Source organism: Paraglaciecola marina (assembly GCF_004360155.1).
GTDB lineage: Bacteria > Pseudomonadota > Gammaproteobacteria > Enterobacterales > Alteromonadaceae > Paraglaciecola > Paraglaciecola marina.
Genome location: NZ_ML178726.1, coordinates 1 through 15,633 on the forward strand (window position 1 = coordinate 1; position 15,633 = coordinate 15,633).

A 15,633-nucleotide genomic window follows, 5' to 3' on the forward strand; every position below is an offset into this window, starting at 1 on the left:
AAGAAGTCCTCTTTATGTCAACGTATTTCAGGATGAGACATGTTCTCATTTTAAGCCTGATTTGTTATCAGGCTTTTTTTTGGCCTATTTAAAATAAAACCATTATGTAACGCCACTTTTAGGTAAAAAAAACAACCTTAAAATTGAACTTATGCTAGTTTAATAACTCTGAATATATAGTTTTTATGTGTGTGCTCCTTTAAGCCTGATTTGTTATCAGGCTTTTTTTTGGGCGTTTTTTGCAGCTAATTCTATTTTCAACCATTCGGTAAAGACATTAATTCTGTTTATTCTGGGAGACTCTTCATCATATAATAGTGAAAACTTTAACCCTGGTTCTATTTGAATATCAAAGGGTTTAATTAATGCTCCAGAGTCAATTAAATCTTGCGCCATACTACCCGCTGTTAAAAAAACTCCATGACCACTCAATACTGCATTGATGCCCATTTCCCAAGTGGTCACTTCCACCCACTTATAACAGTTAGGCTCGATATCCACCTTCGCAAGTTTAAACCAGTCTTTCCAACTAAAACCAACTTGCCCTGAGTTAATAGCTTCAACCAAGCGGCACTGATTGATCTTATCAGGCGTCGTTAGCTTTTCATCTTGGTAGACCCTAGGCGAGCATATTGGAAAAACAGGATCAACAAACAACACTTCTTGATGTACGTTATTAACCTGCTTTTCACCTTGGCGGATAGCCACATCAATATCTGAATGGCGAACATCTTCGTATTGGGGAGAGGCTAACGCCCTAACTTGCACTTTGGGATATAAAGCAGAAAACTTCCAAAGCCTAGGTACCAACCACCTAGAACAAAATGACGGTGATGCCGTAACGGTTAACACGCCTGCTTCAGGCTCGGCCTGAATGCGATCAAATCCGTAAGACAACTCATTAAATGCTTTAGCCACAGATGCCGACAGAGTTTTACCTTGTTTTGTCAATCGCATAGCACGACCTTCTCGATTAAATAACTTCACTTTAAAGTGTGCTTCGAGATTTCTAATTTGTTGACTCACAGCAGCCTGAGTAATAGACAATTCATTAGCCGCTAAACTGTAGCTTTGATGCCGAGCGGCTGCATCAAAACAGCGTAATAACGCAATATGTCTTAAGCGCTTATCCATTAGTTTAACTTATATTAAAGGCAAATTTTGATTGTTCGTAATACTGCCACAAAAAACACAGAATGTACTCCATCAAATGGAGAATAAAGATGTCAAATAAAACACCTAGCACCTACACAAACAAAGAGTCTAAGCAAAGTAACAAATCAGCCACAAGAACCAAAAAGTTAAACTTATGGTTAAATAAAATTGGAAAGGCTTTAAACACCCATCAGCAGTCAAACTATAAGTAAGAGTTACGTAAAAAGAGAATGTAAAATGAAAATTGAGATCGTCCAGGCAACACTACAAGATATAGAAAAGCTAAGTGTTTTATTTGATAATTACCGTGTTTTTTACAAACAAACTAGCGACATAAAATTAGCCAAGGCATTTTTAATTGACCGTATTTCAAATCAAGAGTCGGTTATTTTTGTAGCTAAAGGTAAGTCTACACAGCTGGGGTTTACTCAGTTGTATCCCAGTTTTTCATCGGTATCAGCAAATCGCACTTGGATTTTAAATGATCTCTATGTTTTGCCTGAATACCAAAATCTCAGAATAGGCTCAAAGTTACTTAACCACGCACAACAACACGCTAAGCAAACACTAGCAAAGGGAATATTTTTACAAACAGCAAAAACGAATGCTGGCGCACAAAAGTTATACAAGTCAAAGGGGTATTGTAAGCAAGACTACATAAGCTATTTTTTAGCCCTTCACCACTAATCTGTCCAACTATAGAAAATTAACACATTCAGTCTGTGAGATTTATTAATAAGAACAATAATTTAGTTTATTCGACATCTCTCACCCAATGCCGACATTAAGTGAAAACCAGCATTTAAGGTGCTGGTTTGATTGATTTACTTACGCCAATTATTCATCTGATGGGTTTTGCCCACTCAACAAAGCTTGAATGGGCAATAGCACTCTACTCATATTCCCAGCTGACGGTGCCATTTAGCGTTAATGCGGGGTTGCTATCGTAATTTACAACCGTATCGTTAAATGTCACAGTTTGGTTTTCTAAGTCAAGAATAGTGTTGCATTCAGAATCACAAACATAGTCGTATTCTATTGAGTCTTTCATAATCGTCATCGAGATAATGATACCGCCATCGAATAGTGATAAATCACCCACCACAATTATAAACCCATCAGTAGCCGTTGCGAAATCAAAGAGAAAGTTATCACCCCTTTCACCTAGTGTAATACCCATACCTGTCATGACCACAGAGGTTTCTAAATTGGTTAGGTCATCGCGCCCATAAACCGCGGACTCAACGACTAATGGAGAACCTATGGTAGCTGCATCGGTACCAGAAATGGCAATGCTTCCGTAGTCACTATCATCAATTACAACATCATCTTCCACGACGTCATCTTCCACGACGTCATCTTCTACAACGTCATCTTCTACAACGTCATCTTCTACAACGTCATCTTCTACAACGTCATCTTCCACGACATCATCTTCCACGACATCATCTTCTACGACGTCATCTTCTACGACGTCATCTTCTACGACGTCATCTTCTACGACGTCATCTTCTACGACGTCATCTTCTACGACGTCATCGTCAACTATATCGTCATCAGCAACATCATCCTCTACTNGTCAACTATATCGTCATCAGCAACATCATCCTCTACTTCGATGCCAAGACTCCCTTGAAGGTGAGCTAAAGCGTCATCAGCAGAAATAAGTGCCCTAGCGCCAGCGTAACTTACCGAGGTCAACAGACTAACAGCGGTTTGCACATCTGCATCATATTCAAAATCAAAAATACTGAGTTCAAAGTTAATGGTTAGGGAGGTTGCTTCAGTATGTTGCATCTCAGTAATAGTAATGCCATTTTCCGGATCACCATCATCGTCTAACGTTTGTAAAAATGTGGCAATGTTAACAACGGTAGGGTTTGTCTCGTCTAGCGCATCATCAACTAATGATAGAGGAGTCAAAGTTGCAGCTCCAGTAGCGCTTCCAATTACGATATCTCCGACACTAAAGGTAATCTCCTCCCCCACTTCATAGGTAAAAACACCATTAGCGTCGGTTGTACCCTCAATACTGCCAGATACATAATTTAAGCCCTCAACAGGGCTATCAATAAATACACCTTCGGCGGTTGCCACCGAATTAACAGGGTCTTCTATAGAGTTATTGTTTGAGGAGCCACCACATGCGGCTAAAAATACTAGAGGGAGAACGTAGGTTATTTTTGAAAAATAATCACATTTATTCATTGCTATATCCTTTTAATAAAAAATCCTTTCTTCCATATACCGCATGCACTTTTCAAGTGAGAAAATAAAAGAAACTACAGAATTGTAAGCTCTTTGAATTGTTCACGACTCGAACATCGTGATTGGTTAATTTATATTCGATCTATCGCCTTGTCTACTAGTAAGTTTACTCTACCAAAATTTATTTGAGGGGAGGTATTAATACTCCCCTCAAGATAATTAAAACTTAGCCTGCAAGCTCACACTTACTTGCCGTGCGCGGCCTAATTGATGGTCCCCATAAGCATCAACCGCATCTGAATCCACTGCGTCAGAGAAATACTGACTTATATATTCCTCATCGAGCAAGTTGCGTACATCTACTCTCACTAAAAAGTTGCCGAAATCATATCCAGCTTGAGCATTAATTAACGTTCTGCCATCGTTGTGAGGATCGAGCCCTGCGACTCCCAAAGAGCGCTCAGGATCTAAATAAGCCGTAGACTTATCTTGATAACTTGCGTTGATATTAGTAAACACACCTGATTCAAACTCATACTCTACAGCTATGTTAGCGGTCCACTGCGGCGCATCAGCGAAAGAACGCCCTGACAAATCTCTTTCAATGTCTGTCCCGGCAATGTTGTAGGTGAAGTCTATAAATTCTGAATGTGCATAACCTAAACCTGCGTTGACAGATAATCGACTAGTTGGATAGTAATATGCCTCGACTTCAAATCCTTTTACTTCAGACTCACCAGCATTTTGGGTCACTATGTCGTATTGACGAGTAGACAACTGGTTTTGCACTTGTTGATCAGTCCATTTTGTATAGAAGGCATTGGCATTTAACATCAAACTTCCATTTAACCAAACCGAGCGATATGACAGCTCAAGGTTGTCTGTGTATTCAGCATCATATGTATATAAATAGTTGTCGGCGGTATTAGTGCCAACACCACCAGAGCGGTAACCTTTTTGATAAATCAAACTGGTAGTTATCTTGTCATTTACATGGTAACTAATACCTAACTTCGGTAAAAATGCATCGAAGTCGGCAGAAGATGGCGGCTCGACTCCCGAGGCTGAATCAGCAAAACTAGTCAAATAAGCATTAATACCACTGATAAGTAACCCTGTTTGTGCATCAAACACACTTGGGTCTGGCAGGGTATTATTTATAAGATATATAGTATCGGAGGAATTCGTTTGCTCTTCATTGTCAAAGCGCAGCCCGGCTAAAATATCAATTGAATCTGTAAGTGAGTATTTAAAATCCGAATACAAAGATATGGAGTCCACATCTTGGGTAAGGCTTGAGTTTAACGATAAAACAATAGGATCAATATCAGGATATAGGGGAACAACTTGGCCCGCTAACCCAATAGACGTCGCTTGATCAAAGCCATTTTGCATTAAAAAGCCCACAACCGCGGTTGAAAAGTCCACACCTATGGCACTTTCTAACCCAATGTAACGTTCACCTGTGGCTAAGTCAGATACCGCCAATTGTGACGCATAAAAGCCTACTACTGCTTCTAATTTGTCTCCGTCGTAGGTTAAACGTAGTTCTTGACTATGAGTTTTATCTACTCTGTTATATTCGTTGTCAGCAACCAATTGTTCTGCTGTTAAATCACCATCCCAGTTGTATCCGTACTCAGATTCGTTTGTCGTTAGCACTGTCACTAAAGATAGTTCGTCTGAAATATCCCAAGTGACTTCTAAGGTAGCTATATCTGTATCTGTTCTAGACCAAATATCTGAGTTGAACCAAGTTTCTCGGTCATAAACAGACTCCCCATAATTAAAGGTCGCCCATTGCGGTCCTAACTCACTTTCGGTGTTGGTCAAAGTCAGTAAGGCGGTTAGATCGTCTGTAGGTTGAAACAGTAACTTACCGCGAATAGTGGCAGACTCTTCATAATTTGATTCTTCATTTCGAGTCTCATTATAGATATCACCATCTAAGGTTTTATCTTCAACCGAGACCCTAAATGCCAACAAATCATCAATTAACGCACCGCCACCAGCAAAGGCATACTCTTTTTGACCTAGGTTTCCAAGGGTTAACTTGGCTTTACCTCCCCATTCATAGGTAGGATCTTGTGTTCTTAAATGTATAGCGCCAGCTAAAGCATTACGTCCTTGCAGGGTTGACTGTGGTCCTCGGAAAACCTCAATTTGACTCAAATCCCAAACAGGAACTGCACCACTATTTGCAACCCGATAAGGTAAAGGAGCACCGTCTAAATACATAGTCACAAGGTAGCTATTACCGCCACCAGACACATTAAATGCGTCAATACCTCTTATATTAAATCCCTGACCTAACTCTCCTGCGACATTTGCCATACCTGTAAATACATCAGTAATATTTTGCGCATTCTGTTTTTCTAACTGCTCATTAGTCACCACTACAACACTATTAGGTGTTTCTTTCAGTGTTCTATCAATTTTTTGCCCAGTTACCATAATTTTTTCTAAGTTCACTGGCTCTTCAGCTAACGTGTTACATGAAGCAGCCAACATTGCTGCATTAATCCCTAATATTAATTTTCTAAATTTCATTACTTTTCCATGATTATGAATGGCCGAATTTTGTGGAAATTTAACATTAATTGATAATCATTATCAATGGCAAGTGATAATGATTACTGTTTGCAAGGAAGCTCGAAGTACTGTATTTTTAGTGTTTTAATCGCTAAAGCTTTAACTTTTCCTATGGAACGTAAAAATACTACTTTTAATGGATTTAAGAACCGCACCTTCTTAGCAATTGTACTCACCTTGATTACATCGGTTGTTATGATCCCTGGCATGGCGACTTACCTCCCCTTTCATAAAAATGATGCTATTGGGCTGCCTACTTTATTTTTTCCATTTATTTGGACTGCCCTATTCATATACAGCTATATGGCAAAGTCTGTAACTAAAGTATGGCTGGTAATGGCCACACTAATTCTCATCCATATCGCATGTATTTACTTTGCGTTGAGCGCGGAGTAGCACTTAAATGAAAAGCATCACCATAAAAAAACTTTACACTCTGCACTCATGGGTAGGGCTTATTACCGGAATATTGCTATTTGTCATTGCATTTAGTGGTGCAGTTGCCGTGTTTACTCGACCTGAATTAAAGATTTGGTCAAATCAAGAAATCAGAGCAGAAATTCCTATTCAGTCTCATAAAATAGAAAACACTATTGAACAATACGCGCAAAAAGTAGGGCCTGATTACTTAGAAGAAGTACACATTCGTTTGCCTAGCGCTCGGCTGTCAGAAACCGCTAGGGTGATTTACGAAGGTCACTTTGAAACCCCTGAAGGAGGTGAAGAGCACAAAGGAACCGTATTTGAATTTCACCCCCTAAACTGGAGCTTGGTATCCAAAAATGACATGGACACATTTTTTGAACTAGAGAAATACGACATGTCGACGTTTCTAGCCCACTTCCATGCCGATTTACATCTAGGTAGGCCTGTAGGGCTTATTTTAACTGGCTTGCTTGGGCTGACCTTGATGGTATCTATCGTTACAGGACTATTCATTCATAGAAAAATTCTGGCTCAGTTATTTACCTTTAGAGTATCTAAGACATTTTCCTTGATGTTAAACGATGGCCATAAAGTCATGAGTGTTTGGGCTGTGTTATTTCATTCTGTTATCGCATTTACCGGCGCATTTTTAGGCTTAGCCACTGTTATTTTGGTCCCTGCAGCAGCCTATGTTGGCTTTAATGGTGATCAAGAAAAATTACTCGAAACCTTCACCGCTATCAAAGCACCAATCGTCGCCAATGTTGCCCAACCAACAAAATTAGCAGACATAATAGACATTAGTATTCAAAAACGACCTGACTTAACCTTCGACAATGTAGCAATCATGGGGTACGGCGACCAAAATGCCCTTGTGTATATTTCTGGTGATGGCAGTGAACAGTTGGGAGGCGAGACCTTAGTATTTCATGGTGCCACAGCTGAATATATAAGAACACAAGCTAATTTTGGCCGTTTAGAAGGGGTAACAGGCAAAATATTGGACGCCATGTTCCCGTTACATTTTGGAAACTTTGGAGGCTTACTTGTAAAGTGTATTTGGGCAATACTAGGGTTATCCACTGCACTGGTTCCCATTACAGGCTTAATGCTTTGGATTGAGCGGGGGTTAAACGCACAAAACCCCACCCATAGTAAACGTACCTACCAAAACTTTAATAAACTGCTCATTGGTAGCTGTGGTGGTATTGTTCTGGCCACTGTGGCTTTGTTTATTGCTCAGTTAATTTTCGATAAAACTCTCCCAGAACAAGACCATACCAGCTTGATTTTCAAGACCTTTTTTGGCGTCTGGTTAGGGGCAATCATATTGCCATTTGTTATAAAGCAGGCACTGGCTTTAAAAATTATAATATTAGGAAGTGGCTTACTCATGGTACTTATTATGCCATTAGATGGGTTATTCACTGGTAGTCATGTATTCAATGTATTTGAGACCCAGCACTATGTATCCGTCTCGGTCGATTTGACTATGCTGTTTTTAGGTACACTGTTATTGGTTTCCTATAACAAAATGTCACAGCAACGCCATGAACTAAGCACTACCTCTGTACCTCAAACCGCCATTGAAAGAGAGGCCTAGCATGTTATTTATCGCAATTATTTTAACCACTATAGGCATATTTTCACTCAACCGAGATGGCGCCTTAACCAATAAAATTTCAAACCAAGTATTTGGGACTGCCATTAATTTTGCTGCACTCATACTCTTTTGTAATCTTTATGGCTTAGCTAGAGGCTTCTTTATATTCTTGGCTATGTTCGCCCTCTTAGGTATGTGTGTCACTTTTTTGAGGGGATATCAGAAACGCGCATAGAAAAATCTCAACTTGCGCTATTTGTCTTTTCTTGCTGGTTAGACAATGTCTACCAGCAAACATCCCTGTGTAATCGCTCCCTGTTATATTCCTAAAATTTGTATTAATCTGAGCCACAACACTCGTTGCAATGACACCTGTAAAGGTGGATTAAGTCGCTCTTACTCAAAGGCAGTTTATGCTAAAAAAATTACTATCCTTATCCCTATTCGCTTTACTAAGTTCACAATCCTTGGCTAGTGCTGATGAAGATTTATCAAAAATAATTGATCAACATTGGCAGTTTGCCACCCAAGAAAAAGTATTTTTTCGTACTGATCCTGACGGTTGGAAACCAAAGGGAAAACTGGCTGAGTTTACCCCTGAAGCCTTTAAACGCCGTGAAACATACAACCAAAATGTATTACAACAACTGAGTGAAATAAATCCCACAGATCTTAGTGCTGAGCAATTAATGAATTTCCGCTTATTCAAATACGAGCGTGAGACCGAAGCTTCAAGCTATCAATACCAAGACAAATATTTCCCTGTTAATTTTCTAAGTGGGTGGCACACCTATTTTGCCGAAGCGCCGGCTAATATGGCATTTTTAAGCACTCAGGATTATGACGATTTTCTTATAAGCCTTAGCGATTACCCTCGCTTTAACCAAGAAAACATTAACCTAATGAAAGCAGGTGTCGCAGCAGGTTTTGTGCACTACTGTGAAAGCTTTAAAAACTATCATCACACCATAAGCAAACATATTGTAGAAGATGTAAAAGCTAGTGCGATGTACGAGCCATTCACTCGCTATCCAGCCAAGTTTACTGCAAAACAAACATCCCAATATAGTAAGCAAGCAGCTAGCTTACTGGCAGAAAAAGTTATCCCCGCCTATCAAGACTTTTATGATTTTTTCGTAAATGAATACATGCCAAATTGCCGCAAAGAAGCGGGAATAGCCAGCGTAAAAGGCGGGACTGATTATTATAAATATGCGGCTAACTATTACACCACTACAGATGCCACGCCAAAAGAAATCCATAAACTAGGCCTAAGTGAAGTAAAACGTATTCGTCAAGAAATGCAGGCGATTATTGACCAGGTAGGATTCAAAGGTAGCTATGCTGAGTTCTTAAACTTTCTCGCCACCGACCCGCAGTTTTATGCACCTGATCCACAAGATGTATTAGAAAAAACAGCCTTTATTACCCAAAAAATGTACGGCAAACTACCTAGCTTTTTTGGCCACCTACCCCGCAACACTTTTACTATAAAGGGCTCTGCGACTCGGGGCGCTTTTTACATGCCGCCGCCCGATAGCCGCTCTCCGGGGACCTACTTTTTAACCTCTGTACCTTCGCAGCAACCCTTGTATAACTTAGAAGCACTTAGCTTGCACGAAGCCGTTCCCGGACACCATTTACAAAACGCTATTGCCATGGAGCTGAATGTACCTAATTTTAGACGGACTTTGAGTCATTCTGCCTTTGGAGAAGGCTGGGGGTTATATTCAGAGCGTTTAGGTAAAGAAGCCGGTTTTTATGAAGATCCCTACAGCGACTTTGGACGTTTAGGCTACGAGATATGGCGAGCAGCGCGCTTAGTAGTCGATACTGGCATCCACGCCTTTGGGTGGAGCCGCCAACAAGCTATTGATTATTTGTCTAAATATACCGCCCTTACCGAAAAGTCTATTGCCGATCAAATTGACCGCTACATATCTTGGCCTGGACAAGCCCTGTCTTACAAAATGGGCGAAATAAAAATTCGAGAATTAAGAGCAAAATCAGAAACAACACTTGGTGCAAAATTTGATATTCGTAGCTTTCACGACACTGTTATTGGTCAGGGCTCGTTACCTATGGCGGTATTAGAAGACGTGATCAATGATTGGATAGCATTACAGCAAAGCATATGACTGAACATCTTGCCGTTATCCCAGTAGCGCGCTCCGAAGACTGGTGGCAACTGCGCCACCAGCAAAAGTGCCAAGAAGTTAAAACGGTCAACAAAAAAGCTAAAATACTATTTTTAGGAGACTCGATCACTCACGCTTGGGAGGTAGAAGGCGAACAAGCTTGGCAAGAACATTTTGCCTCAAAACATGCAATTAATCTTGGGTTTTCGGGTGACCGAACAGAGCATTTATTATGGCGCATTCAAAATGGTGAATTAGAGGGATTATCACCTGATTGGGTCGTACTTTTGATTGGCACTAACAACCCAGGGCACAGACATGACACTCCAGCTCAAACGGCTGCCGGCATTACTTCAATACTGCAAGAAATCACAACACGATTACCTACGAGTAAAGTGATTCTAATGGCTATTTTTCCTAGAAGCCGAAACCAAGCAAAACGAATGCGTAAAGCAGTAGATGAGACAAATGCGATTATCTGTCACTATTGCAATAGAGAACAAATATTGTGGCTCAATATTAACCACCACTTTCTGACCAATAAAGGAGAGTTGTTAGAGTCGGTTATGCCAGACTTGCTGCACCCCAACGCAACCCAATACGTGATCTGGGCGAAAGAAGTAAACGCAAAGATTGCAAACAAATAAACAAGACTTAACCTGATAAGACTTTAACATGAGCTACTACGCTTCTGGCCAAAGCACTCAAGGCATATCCCCCTTCAAGCACTGATACAATTCTCCCTTTGCAGTGTTTTTCAGCTAGACTTTTGAGGTTCTCGGTTATCCATGCATAATCACTTTCAACTAAACGCAGGTGCCCCATGTCATCTTCGGCATGTGAGTCAAACCCAGCTGATATAAATATCATCTGAGGTCTGAACTCATCAATAGCTGTAAACCAGTGTTTAATGAGCTCTCTGTAGTCTTCTGGGCTTGTTCCAGCTGGCACAGGTACATTAATTATACCTTCTCGACTAGGCTCATCACCACAAAATGGAAAAAATGGATGTTGGAAAGAGGAGCCAAACAAAATACGTTCATCATCTTTTACTATATCTTGTGTGCCATCACCATGATGCACGTCAAAATCGATAATAGCGACTCGCTCCAAGCCATACTTTTCTAGGGCATGCATTGCACCAATAGCGACATTGTTAAAAATACAAAAACCTGAAGAATTAGCGCGCCCCGCATGGTGACCCGGTGGACGAACCGCACAAAATACACTTTTAGTTTGTCCTGACATGACTAAATCAACGGCGTCAACCACTGCACCTGCCGCATGTAAAGCAGCATCTAAACTTCTATGCATCATGATAGTGTCTTCGTCGAGCCAAACCCTTTCATCAGGATCTTTAGGCGCTTTATCGAATACACTTTTAACAAAGTCCTTATCATGAGCCCGCTCTAATGCAGATATGGGGGCGGCTTTGGCGTAAGCAAAATGCACCACCGGCTCCAAACCAGATGAAATAATTTGGTCATTGATTTTATGCATTCTAGCTGGTTCTTCAGGGTGTTCTGGCCCCATATTATGCAGATTGCACTTAGGACTACGCATAATAGTCACTGTCATAGCAAGCCACCATTTTTAATGTCAGGTGCAAGTTCGACAGCATCAAGATTTAAACGTTTTACCAATTCAATCTCTCCTGGCTCTGAATCAAATTTCCGCACAAAGCCAAATTGTTCAAAGACAGAAATCATCGGTAAATTATTATTTTTTACTAACGCAAACATGCTCGTTAAACCACGTTTTTCTGCAATATCTATCATGGCTCTTAACAAACGACTTGCCATACCCTTACCTTGGTTAGTTTCACGGGTAACAAAGGCCACTTCACATGAATTTTGCTGCTCGTAAAGATAATAACGCCCCACCGCTTCAATTCGAACTTTAGAACCGTCATCTTGAACAATTGTTAACGCAACGTCTTTACTTTGATCAACACTAACCAAGTCACACGACTTTTCTCGGGTCATTTGGCCCGGTGTAAAGTTGTAACGCATACGAATGGTTTCTTTAGTATGAGAATAAAAAAACTCTTGTAGACGGCGTTCATCTGAAGGGTTTAGTGGCCGCATATAGAATTGCTGATCCTGAAACTGAATACGTGAAATCTGCACTTCACCTAATTCTGGGATATCGGTTGGTGTACGTGTTTGGTAGTCGGGGACCCAATATTTTTCTCGAATTTTAGCTAATAGCTCATCTCTAAATTTAGGGTGTGCAACACGTATTAACTCTAGAGCGCGCTCGCGTACACTTTTACCCTGTAGGCTGGCTATTCCAAATTCAGTAATCACATAATGCACATTCCCCCTTGATGTTACCACCCCAGAACCTTCGGATAAGGTGGCTACAATTCTAGAAACCTCACCATTTTTCGCTGTAGATGGTAGCGCAATAATGGGTCTGCCGTTTTTACTTTTTGACGCTCCGGTTACAAAATCGACTTGACCACCAATACCACTGTAAAAGTCATAACCAATTGAATCAGCCACAACTTGTCCACTAAGATCAACCTGCAGTGCGCTGTTGATTGACACCATATTGTCATTTTTTGCAATGTTTGCTGGTTTATTTACGTAACCAGACGGATAAAATTCAACATGGGGGTTTATATCTACAAAGTCATACAAATTTTTAGATCCAAAACAAAAACTCACTACCGTCTTACCCGGGTGAAAAGTCTTGTACCTGTTGGTTACGACTCCCCTTTTGATTAAATCAACTAAACCATCACACAATAATTCAGAATGAATTCCAAGGTTTTTATGTTGATACAAATAACGGGTTACTGCATCTGGAATTTTGCCAATACCTAACTGTAAAGTGGCCCCATCATCTATAAGAATGGCTGTATATTGACCGATGCGATCAACAATTTTTGATGTTTCCGACATGTCTACTTCAGGCAGTGGCTGCTCAGCTTCGATACAAGCACTGAATTCACTTATATGTAGAAATGTTTGGCCACATGTTCTGGGCATTGACGGGTTAACTTGGGCAATAATATGCTTAGCCGCCCGCGCTGCTGACATAACTACGTCTACCGACACACCCAAGGAGCAATACCCTAGCTCGTCAGGAGGTGAAACCATAATCAATGCGGCATCTAAGGGTAAGGTGTCACTGGTAAATAACCCTGACACCTCTGATAAAAAACATGGGGTGTAATCAGCTCGTCCTTCATCTACCGCTTGCCTTACTGTGTCACCATGAATGAAAAAGGTATTCACTTTAAATCTTGAGGCGTATTCGGGTAAGGCCCACTTGTCATCAGACAAGGTCCCCATATGGGTAAGCTCAATATCGTTTAGCCCTTTTGCATCTTCAATCAAGCTATCAATTAATGCATTAGGGACAGCAGCGTAAGAACCGATAAAAACTCGATTACCGGAATCAAGTAAGCTATGCCAATCAACTTTTCTATCGAATTGATGTTTAACAAGGGACATAAAAAATCACCTAATGTAAAAATTCAAACACTATGTTAACAATATTCTTGGGCAAATTATTTGATCTACAGCAGTTATTTTTAAAGCTAATAAATTAATAGAAGCTTAAAACTGTGACATTTTCATACCACGCACTGTTTTTTATTGTAAAACTCACTTAAGGCTCCTTAAAAACCCTACAAAAATTTAAATTTATATTTTTAAGTTATATGCTTTAGGCCTATTTCAGTTGACCTGAGCGGCCTAACGGGTTACAAATACGCCTCAAATTTGTTACATATAATTTTAAAGAATTTAAAACATGAATAACGCCATTTTTTCTACATTACTCCTGCTGGCAGCAAGACTGCACGGGTAGGTTGTAAGCAAGCGTTAACCAGTTTACAGAACCCGTGCTCAGCACGGGTTTTTTGTATGTGTTTTAAATATTAATGAAAGTGAATTTAAAGACCAATTAGGAGAAAGGTATGTCTAACGGGGTTAACACTAACCAAGTCAAGATTTTCGACACCACCTTGCGGGACGGCGAACAAGCGCTTCCGGCTAGTTTGAGCGTTAAAGAGAAATTAAAAATTGCTCTGGCACTGGAACGTCTTGGTGTAGATATAATCGAAGCTGGTTTCCCGGTATCTTCTCCTGGTGACTTTCAATCTGTACAAACCATTGCCCGAGAAATCAAAACAGCCACTGTTTGTGGTTTATCGCGTGCCTTGGCTAAAGACATTGATGCCTGTGGCGAATCATTAAAAGTTGCAGAGCGCTTTCGTATTCACACATTTATCGCCACATCTGATATTCACGTGAACACCAAGTTACGTAAATCACAGGATGAAGTAGTAGAAATGGCCGTTAAGGCCGTACAACACGCACGTAAATATACTGACGATGTGGAGTTTTCTTGTGAAGACGCTGGTCGTACACACATTGACTACTTATGCCGTATGGTTGAAGCCGCTATTAACGCTGGTGCAACCACAGTGAATATCCCAGATACAGTTGGTTACACCACACCCACTGAATTTGGGGGCATTATCCAAAACTTGTATAACCGCGTGCCTAACATAGACAAAGCGACTATCTCTGTCCACTGTCACAATGACTTGGGTTTAGCTGTTGCTAATTCACTAGCTGCCGTTGAACAAGGTGCAAGACAAGTAGAAGCCACTATTAATGGCTTAGGTGAACGTGCAGGTAATTGCTCACTTGAAGAAATTGCTATGATTTTGCAAACCCGAGAAGCAATCTTAGGTTTAAAAACCAATATCAAAAGTGAAGAAATATCTCGTACTTCAAAATTAGTCAGCAACCTTTGCAATATGCCAGTACAGGCAAACAAAGCAATTGTAGGCGCAAATGCCTTTAGTCACTCATCAGGCATTCATCAAGATGGCGTGTTAAAAGGGCAAAACACTTACGAAATCATGACACCAGAAAGTGTCGGCATAAACAAGAACAACCTAAACTTAACGTCTCGTTCTGGGCGCCATGTTATCAAGCACAGATTGCTTGAATTAGGTTACAAGGAATCTGATTTCGACCTAGAAACGGTTTACGAAGCATTCGTTAAACTAGCCGACAAAAAAGGCCAAGTATTTGATTACGATTTAGAAGCCTTGTTGTTTTTTAGTCAGCAAAAACAAGATGAAGAGCATTACAAGCTTAAGTACTTACAAGCAAACTCAGGTAAAGAGATCATTCCTAGCGCCACTGTTTGTATGCAAGTTGGCGAAATAGATATCACAGAGTCCGCGATCGGAAACGGCCCAGTCGACGCAGCTTACAACGCAATCACTAAAGTACTTGGTCACGAAAATGTAGACATTGTAGATTTCAAACTCGATTCAAAAGGCGAAGGCGCAAATGCCCTTGCTCAGGTATCTGTCATAGCCGAGTACAATGGCAGACGATTCAATGGTATAGGTTTGGCCACTGATATAGTTGAATCTGGCGTAAAAGCCCTTATTTACGTACTCAACAATACACATTTAGCTGACCAAATCGATCAGCAAAAACAACAAAACATTCAAAATTCAGAGGTATAAAAAAT

The 15,633-nt window shown here is 40.4% G+C and carries 10 protein-coding genes; 6 read left to right on the forward strand and 4 right to left on the reverse strand.

The features are described 5' to 3' along the window. Positions 1-216: 216 nt before the first annotated feature. Positions 217-1,134 carry a LysR substrate-binding domain-containing protein gene (locus EOK74_RS04915; protein ID WP_133468814.1) on the reverse strand — a complete coding sequence of 306 codons (918 nt, stop codon included), beginning with the start codon at positions 1,132-1,134 and terminating at the stop codon, positions 217-219. A 258-nt stretch (positions 1,135-1,392) separates the two neighbouring features. On the opposite strand from EOK74_RS04915, the gene EOK74_RS04920 reads away from it, so the two are divergent. Beyond that, positions 1,393-1,842 carry a GNAT family N-acetyltransferase gene (locus tag EOK74_RS04920; RefSeq protein WP_205964520.1) on the forward strand — a complete coding sequence of 150 codons (450 nt, stop codon included), beginning with the start codon at positions 1,393-1,395 and terminating at the stop codon, positions 1,840-1,842. 1,740 nt (positions 1,843-3,582) lie between these two features. On the opposite strand, the gene EOK74_RS04935 is transcribed toward EOK74_RS04920, so the two are convergent. Continuing rightward, entirely contained in the window at positions 3,583-5,913 is a 2,331-nt protein-coding gene (locus EOK74_RS04935) for a TonB-dependent receptor (RefSeq protein ID WP_133468816.1), read from the reverse strand. A gap of 66 nt (positions 5,914-5,979) precedes the next feature. Between EOK74_RS04935 and EOK74_RS04940 the strand changes: the two genes are divergently transcribed. From EOK74_RS04940 to EOK74_RS04955, 4 genes are all read left to right on the forward strand, one after another. Next, positions 5,980-6,351: a hypothetical protein gene (locus EOK74_RS04940; protein WP_239024017.1), complete on the forward strand. Its 372-nt coding sequence runs from the start codon at positions 5,980-5,982 to the stop codon at positions 6,349-6,351. Positions 6,352-6,358: 7 nt separating this feature from the next. Beyond that, positions 6,359-7,984: a PepSY-associated TM helix domain-containing protein gene (locus EOK74_RS04945; protein ID WP_133468817.1), complete on the forward strand. Its 1,626-nt coding sequence runs from the start codon at positions 6,359-6,361 to the stop codon at positions 7,982-7,984. Positions 7,985-8,397: 413 nt separating this feature from the next. Further along, positions 8,398-10,122 (forward strand): DUF885 domain-containing protein, encoded by a 1,725-nt coding sequence (locus EOK74_RS04950; RefSeq protein WP_133468818.1) that lies wholly within the window; start codon positions 8,398-8,400, stop codon positions 10,120-10,122. Then, positions 10,119-10,769, forward strand: coding sequence for a GDSL-type esterase/lipase family protein (locus EOK74_RS04955; protein ID WP_133468819.1), 651 nt, complete (start codon positions 10,119-10,121; stop codon positions 10,767-10,769). The genes EOK74_RS04950 and EOK74_RS04955 overlap by 4 nt, the downstream gene beginning before the upstream one ends. Positions 10,770-10,776: 7 nt before the next feature. Here the strand turns inward: EOK74_RS04955 and EOK74_RS04960 are convergent, their stop codons facing one another. Together EOK74_RS04960 and EOK74_RS04965 are read right to left on the reverse strand one after the other, a co-directional pair. Next, positions 10,777-11,700: a histone deacetylase family protein gene (locus EOK74_RS04960; protein WP_133468820.1), complete on the reverse strand. Its 924-nt coding sequence runs from the start codon at positions 11,698-11,700 to the stop codon at positions 10,777-10,779. Then, a complete protein-coding gene (locus EOK74_RS04965) occupies positions 11,697-13,586 on the reverse strand; it encodes a bifunctional acetyl-CoA hydrolase/transferase family protein/GNAT family N-acetyltransferase (RefSeq protein ID WP_133468821.1) in 1,890 nt (629 codons plus the stop codon). The genes EOK74_RS04960 and EOK74_RS04965 overlap by 4 nt, the downstream gene beginning before the upstream one ends. Before the next feature lie 467 nt (positions 13,587-14,053). On the opposite strand from EOK74_RS04965, the gene leuA reads away from it, so the two are divergent. Further along, on the forward strand, positions 14,054-15,628 hold the full coding sequence (gene leuA / locus EOK74_RS04970) for a 2-isopropylmalate synthase (protein ID WP_133468822.1): 1,575 nt from the start codon (positions 14,054-14,056) through the stop codon (positions 15,626-15,628). The last annotated feature ends 5 nt before the right edge of the window (positions 15,629-15,633 follow it).

What these genes read in the sequence shown, in the direction of transcription:
- EOK74_RS04915 (WP_133468814.1), bottom strand. Translation starts at nt 1,134, where the DNA reads ATGGATAAGCGCTTAAGACATATTGCGTTATTACGCTGTTTTGATGCA.
- EOK74_RS04920 (WP_205964520.1), top strand. Translation starts at nt 1,393, where the DNA reads ATGAAAATTGAGATCGTCCAGGCAACACTACAAGATATAGAAAAGCTA.
- EOK74_RS04935 (WP_133468816.1), bottom strand. Translation starts at nt 5,913, where the DNA reads ATGAAATTTAGAAAATTAATATTAGGGATTAATGCAGCAATGTTGGCT.
- EOK74_RS04940 (WP_239024017.1), top strand. Translation starts at nt 5,980, where the DNA reads ATGGCAAGTGATAATGATTACTGTTTGCAAGGAAGCTCGAAGTACTGT.
- EOK74_RS04945 (WP_133468817.1), top strand. Translation starts at nt 6,359, where the DNA reads ATGAAAAGCATCACCATAAAAAAACTTTACACTCTGCACTCATGGGTA.
- EOK74_RS04950 (WP_133468818.1), top strand. Translation starts at nt 8,398, where the DNA reads ATGCTAAAAAAATTACTATCCTTATCCCTATTCGCTTTACTAAGTTCA.
- EOK74_RS04955 (WP_133468819.1), top strand. Translation starts at nt 10,119, where the DNA reads ATGACTGAACATCTTGCCGTTATCCCAGTAGCGCGCTCCGAAGACTGG.
- EOK74_RS04960 (WP_133468820.1), bottom strand. Translation starts at nt 11,700, where the DNA reads ATGACAGTGACTATTATGCGTAGTCCTAAGTGCAATCTGCATAATATG.
- EOK74_RS04965 (WP_133468821.1), bottom strand. Translation starts at nt 13,586, where the DNA reads ATGTCCCTTGTTAAACATCAATTCGATAGAAAAGTTGATTGGCATAGC.
- leuA (WP_133468822.1), top strand. Translation starts at nt 14,054, where the DNA reads ATGTCTAACGGGGTTAACACTAACCAAGTCAAGATTTTCGACACCACC.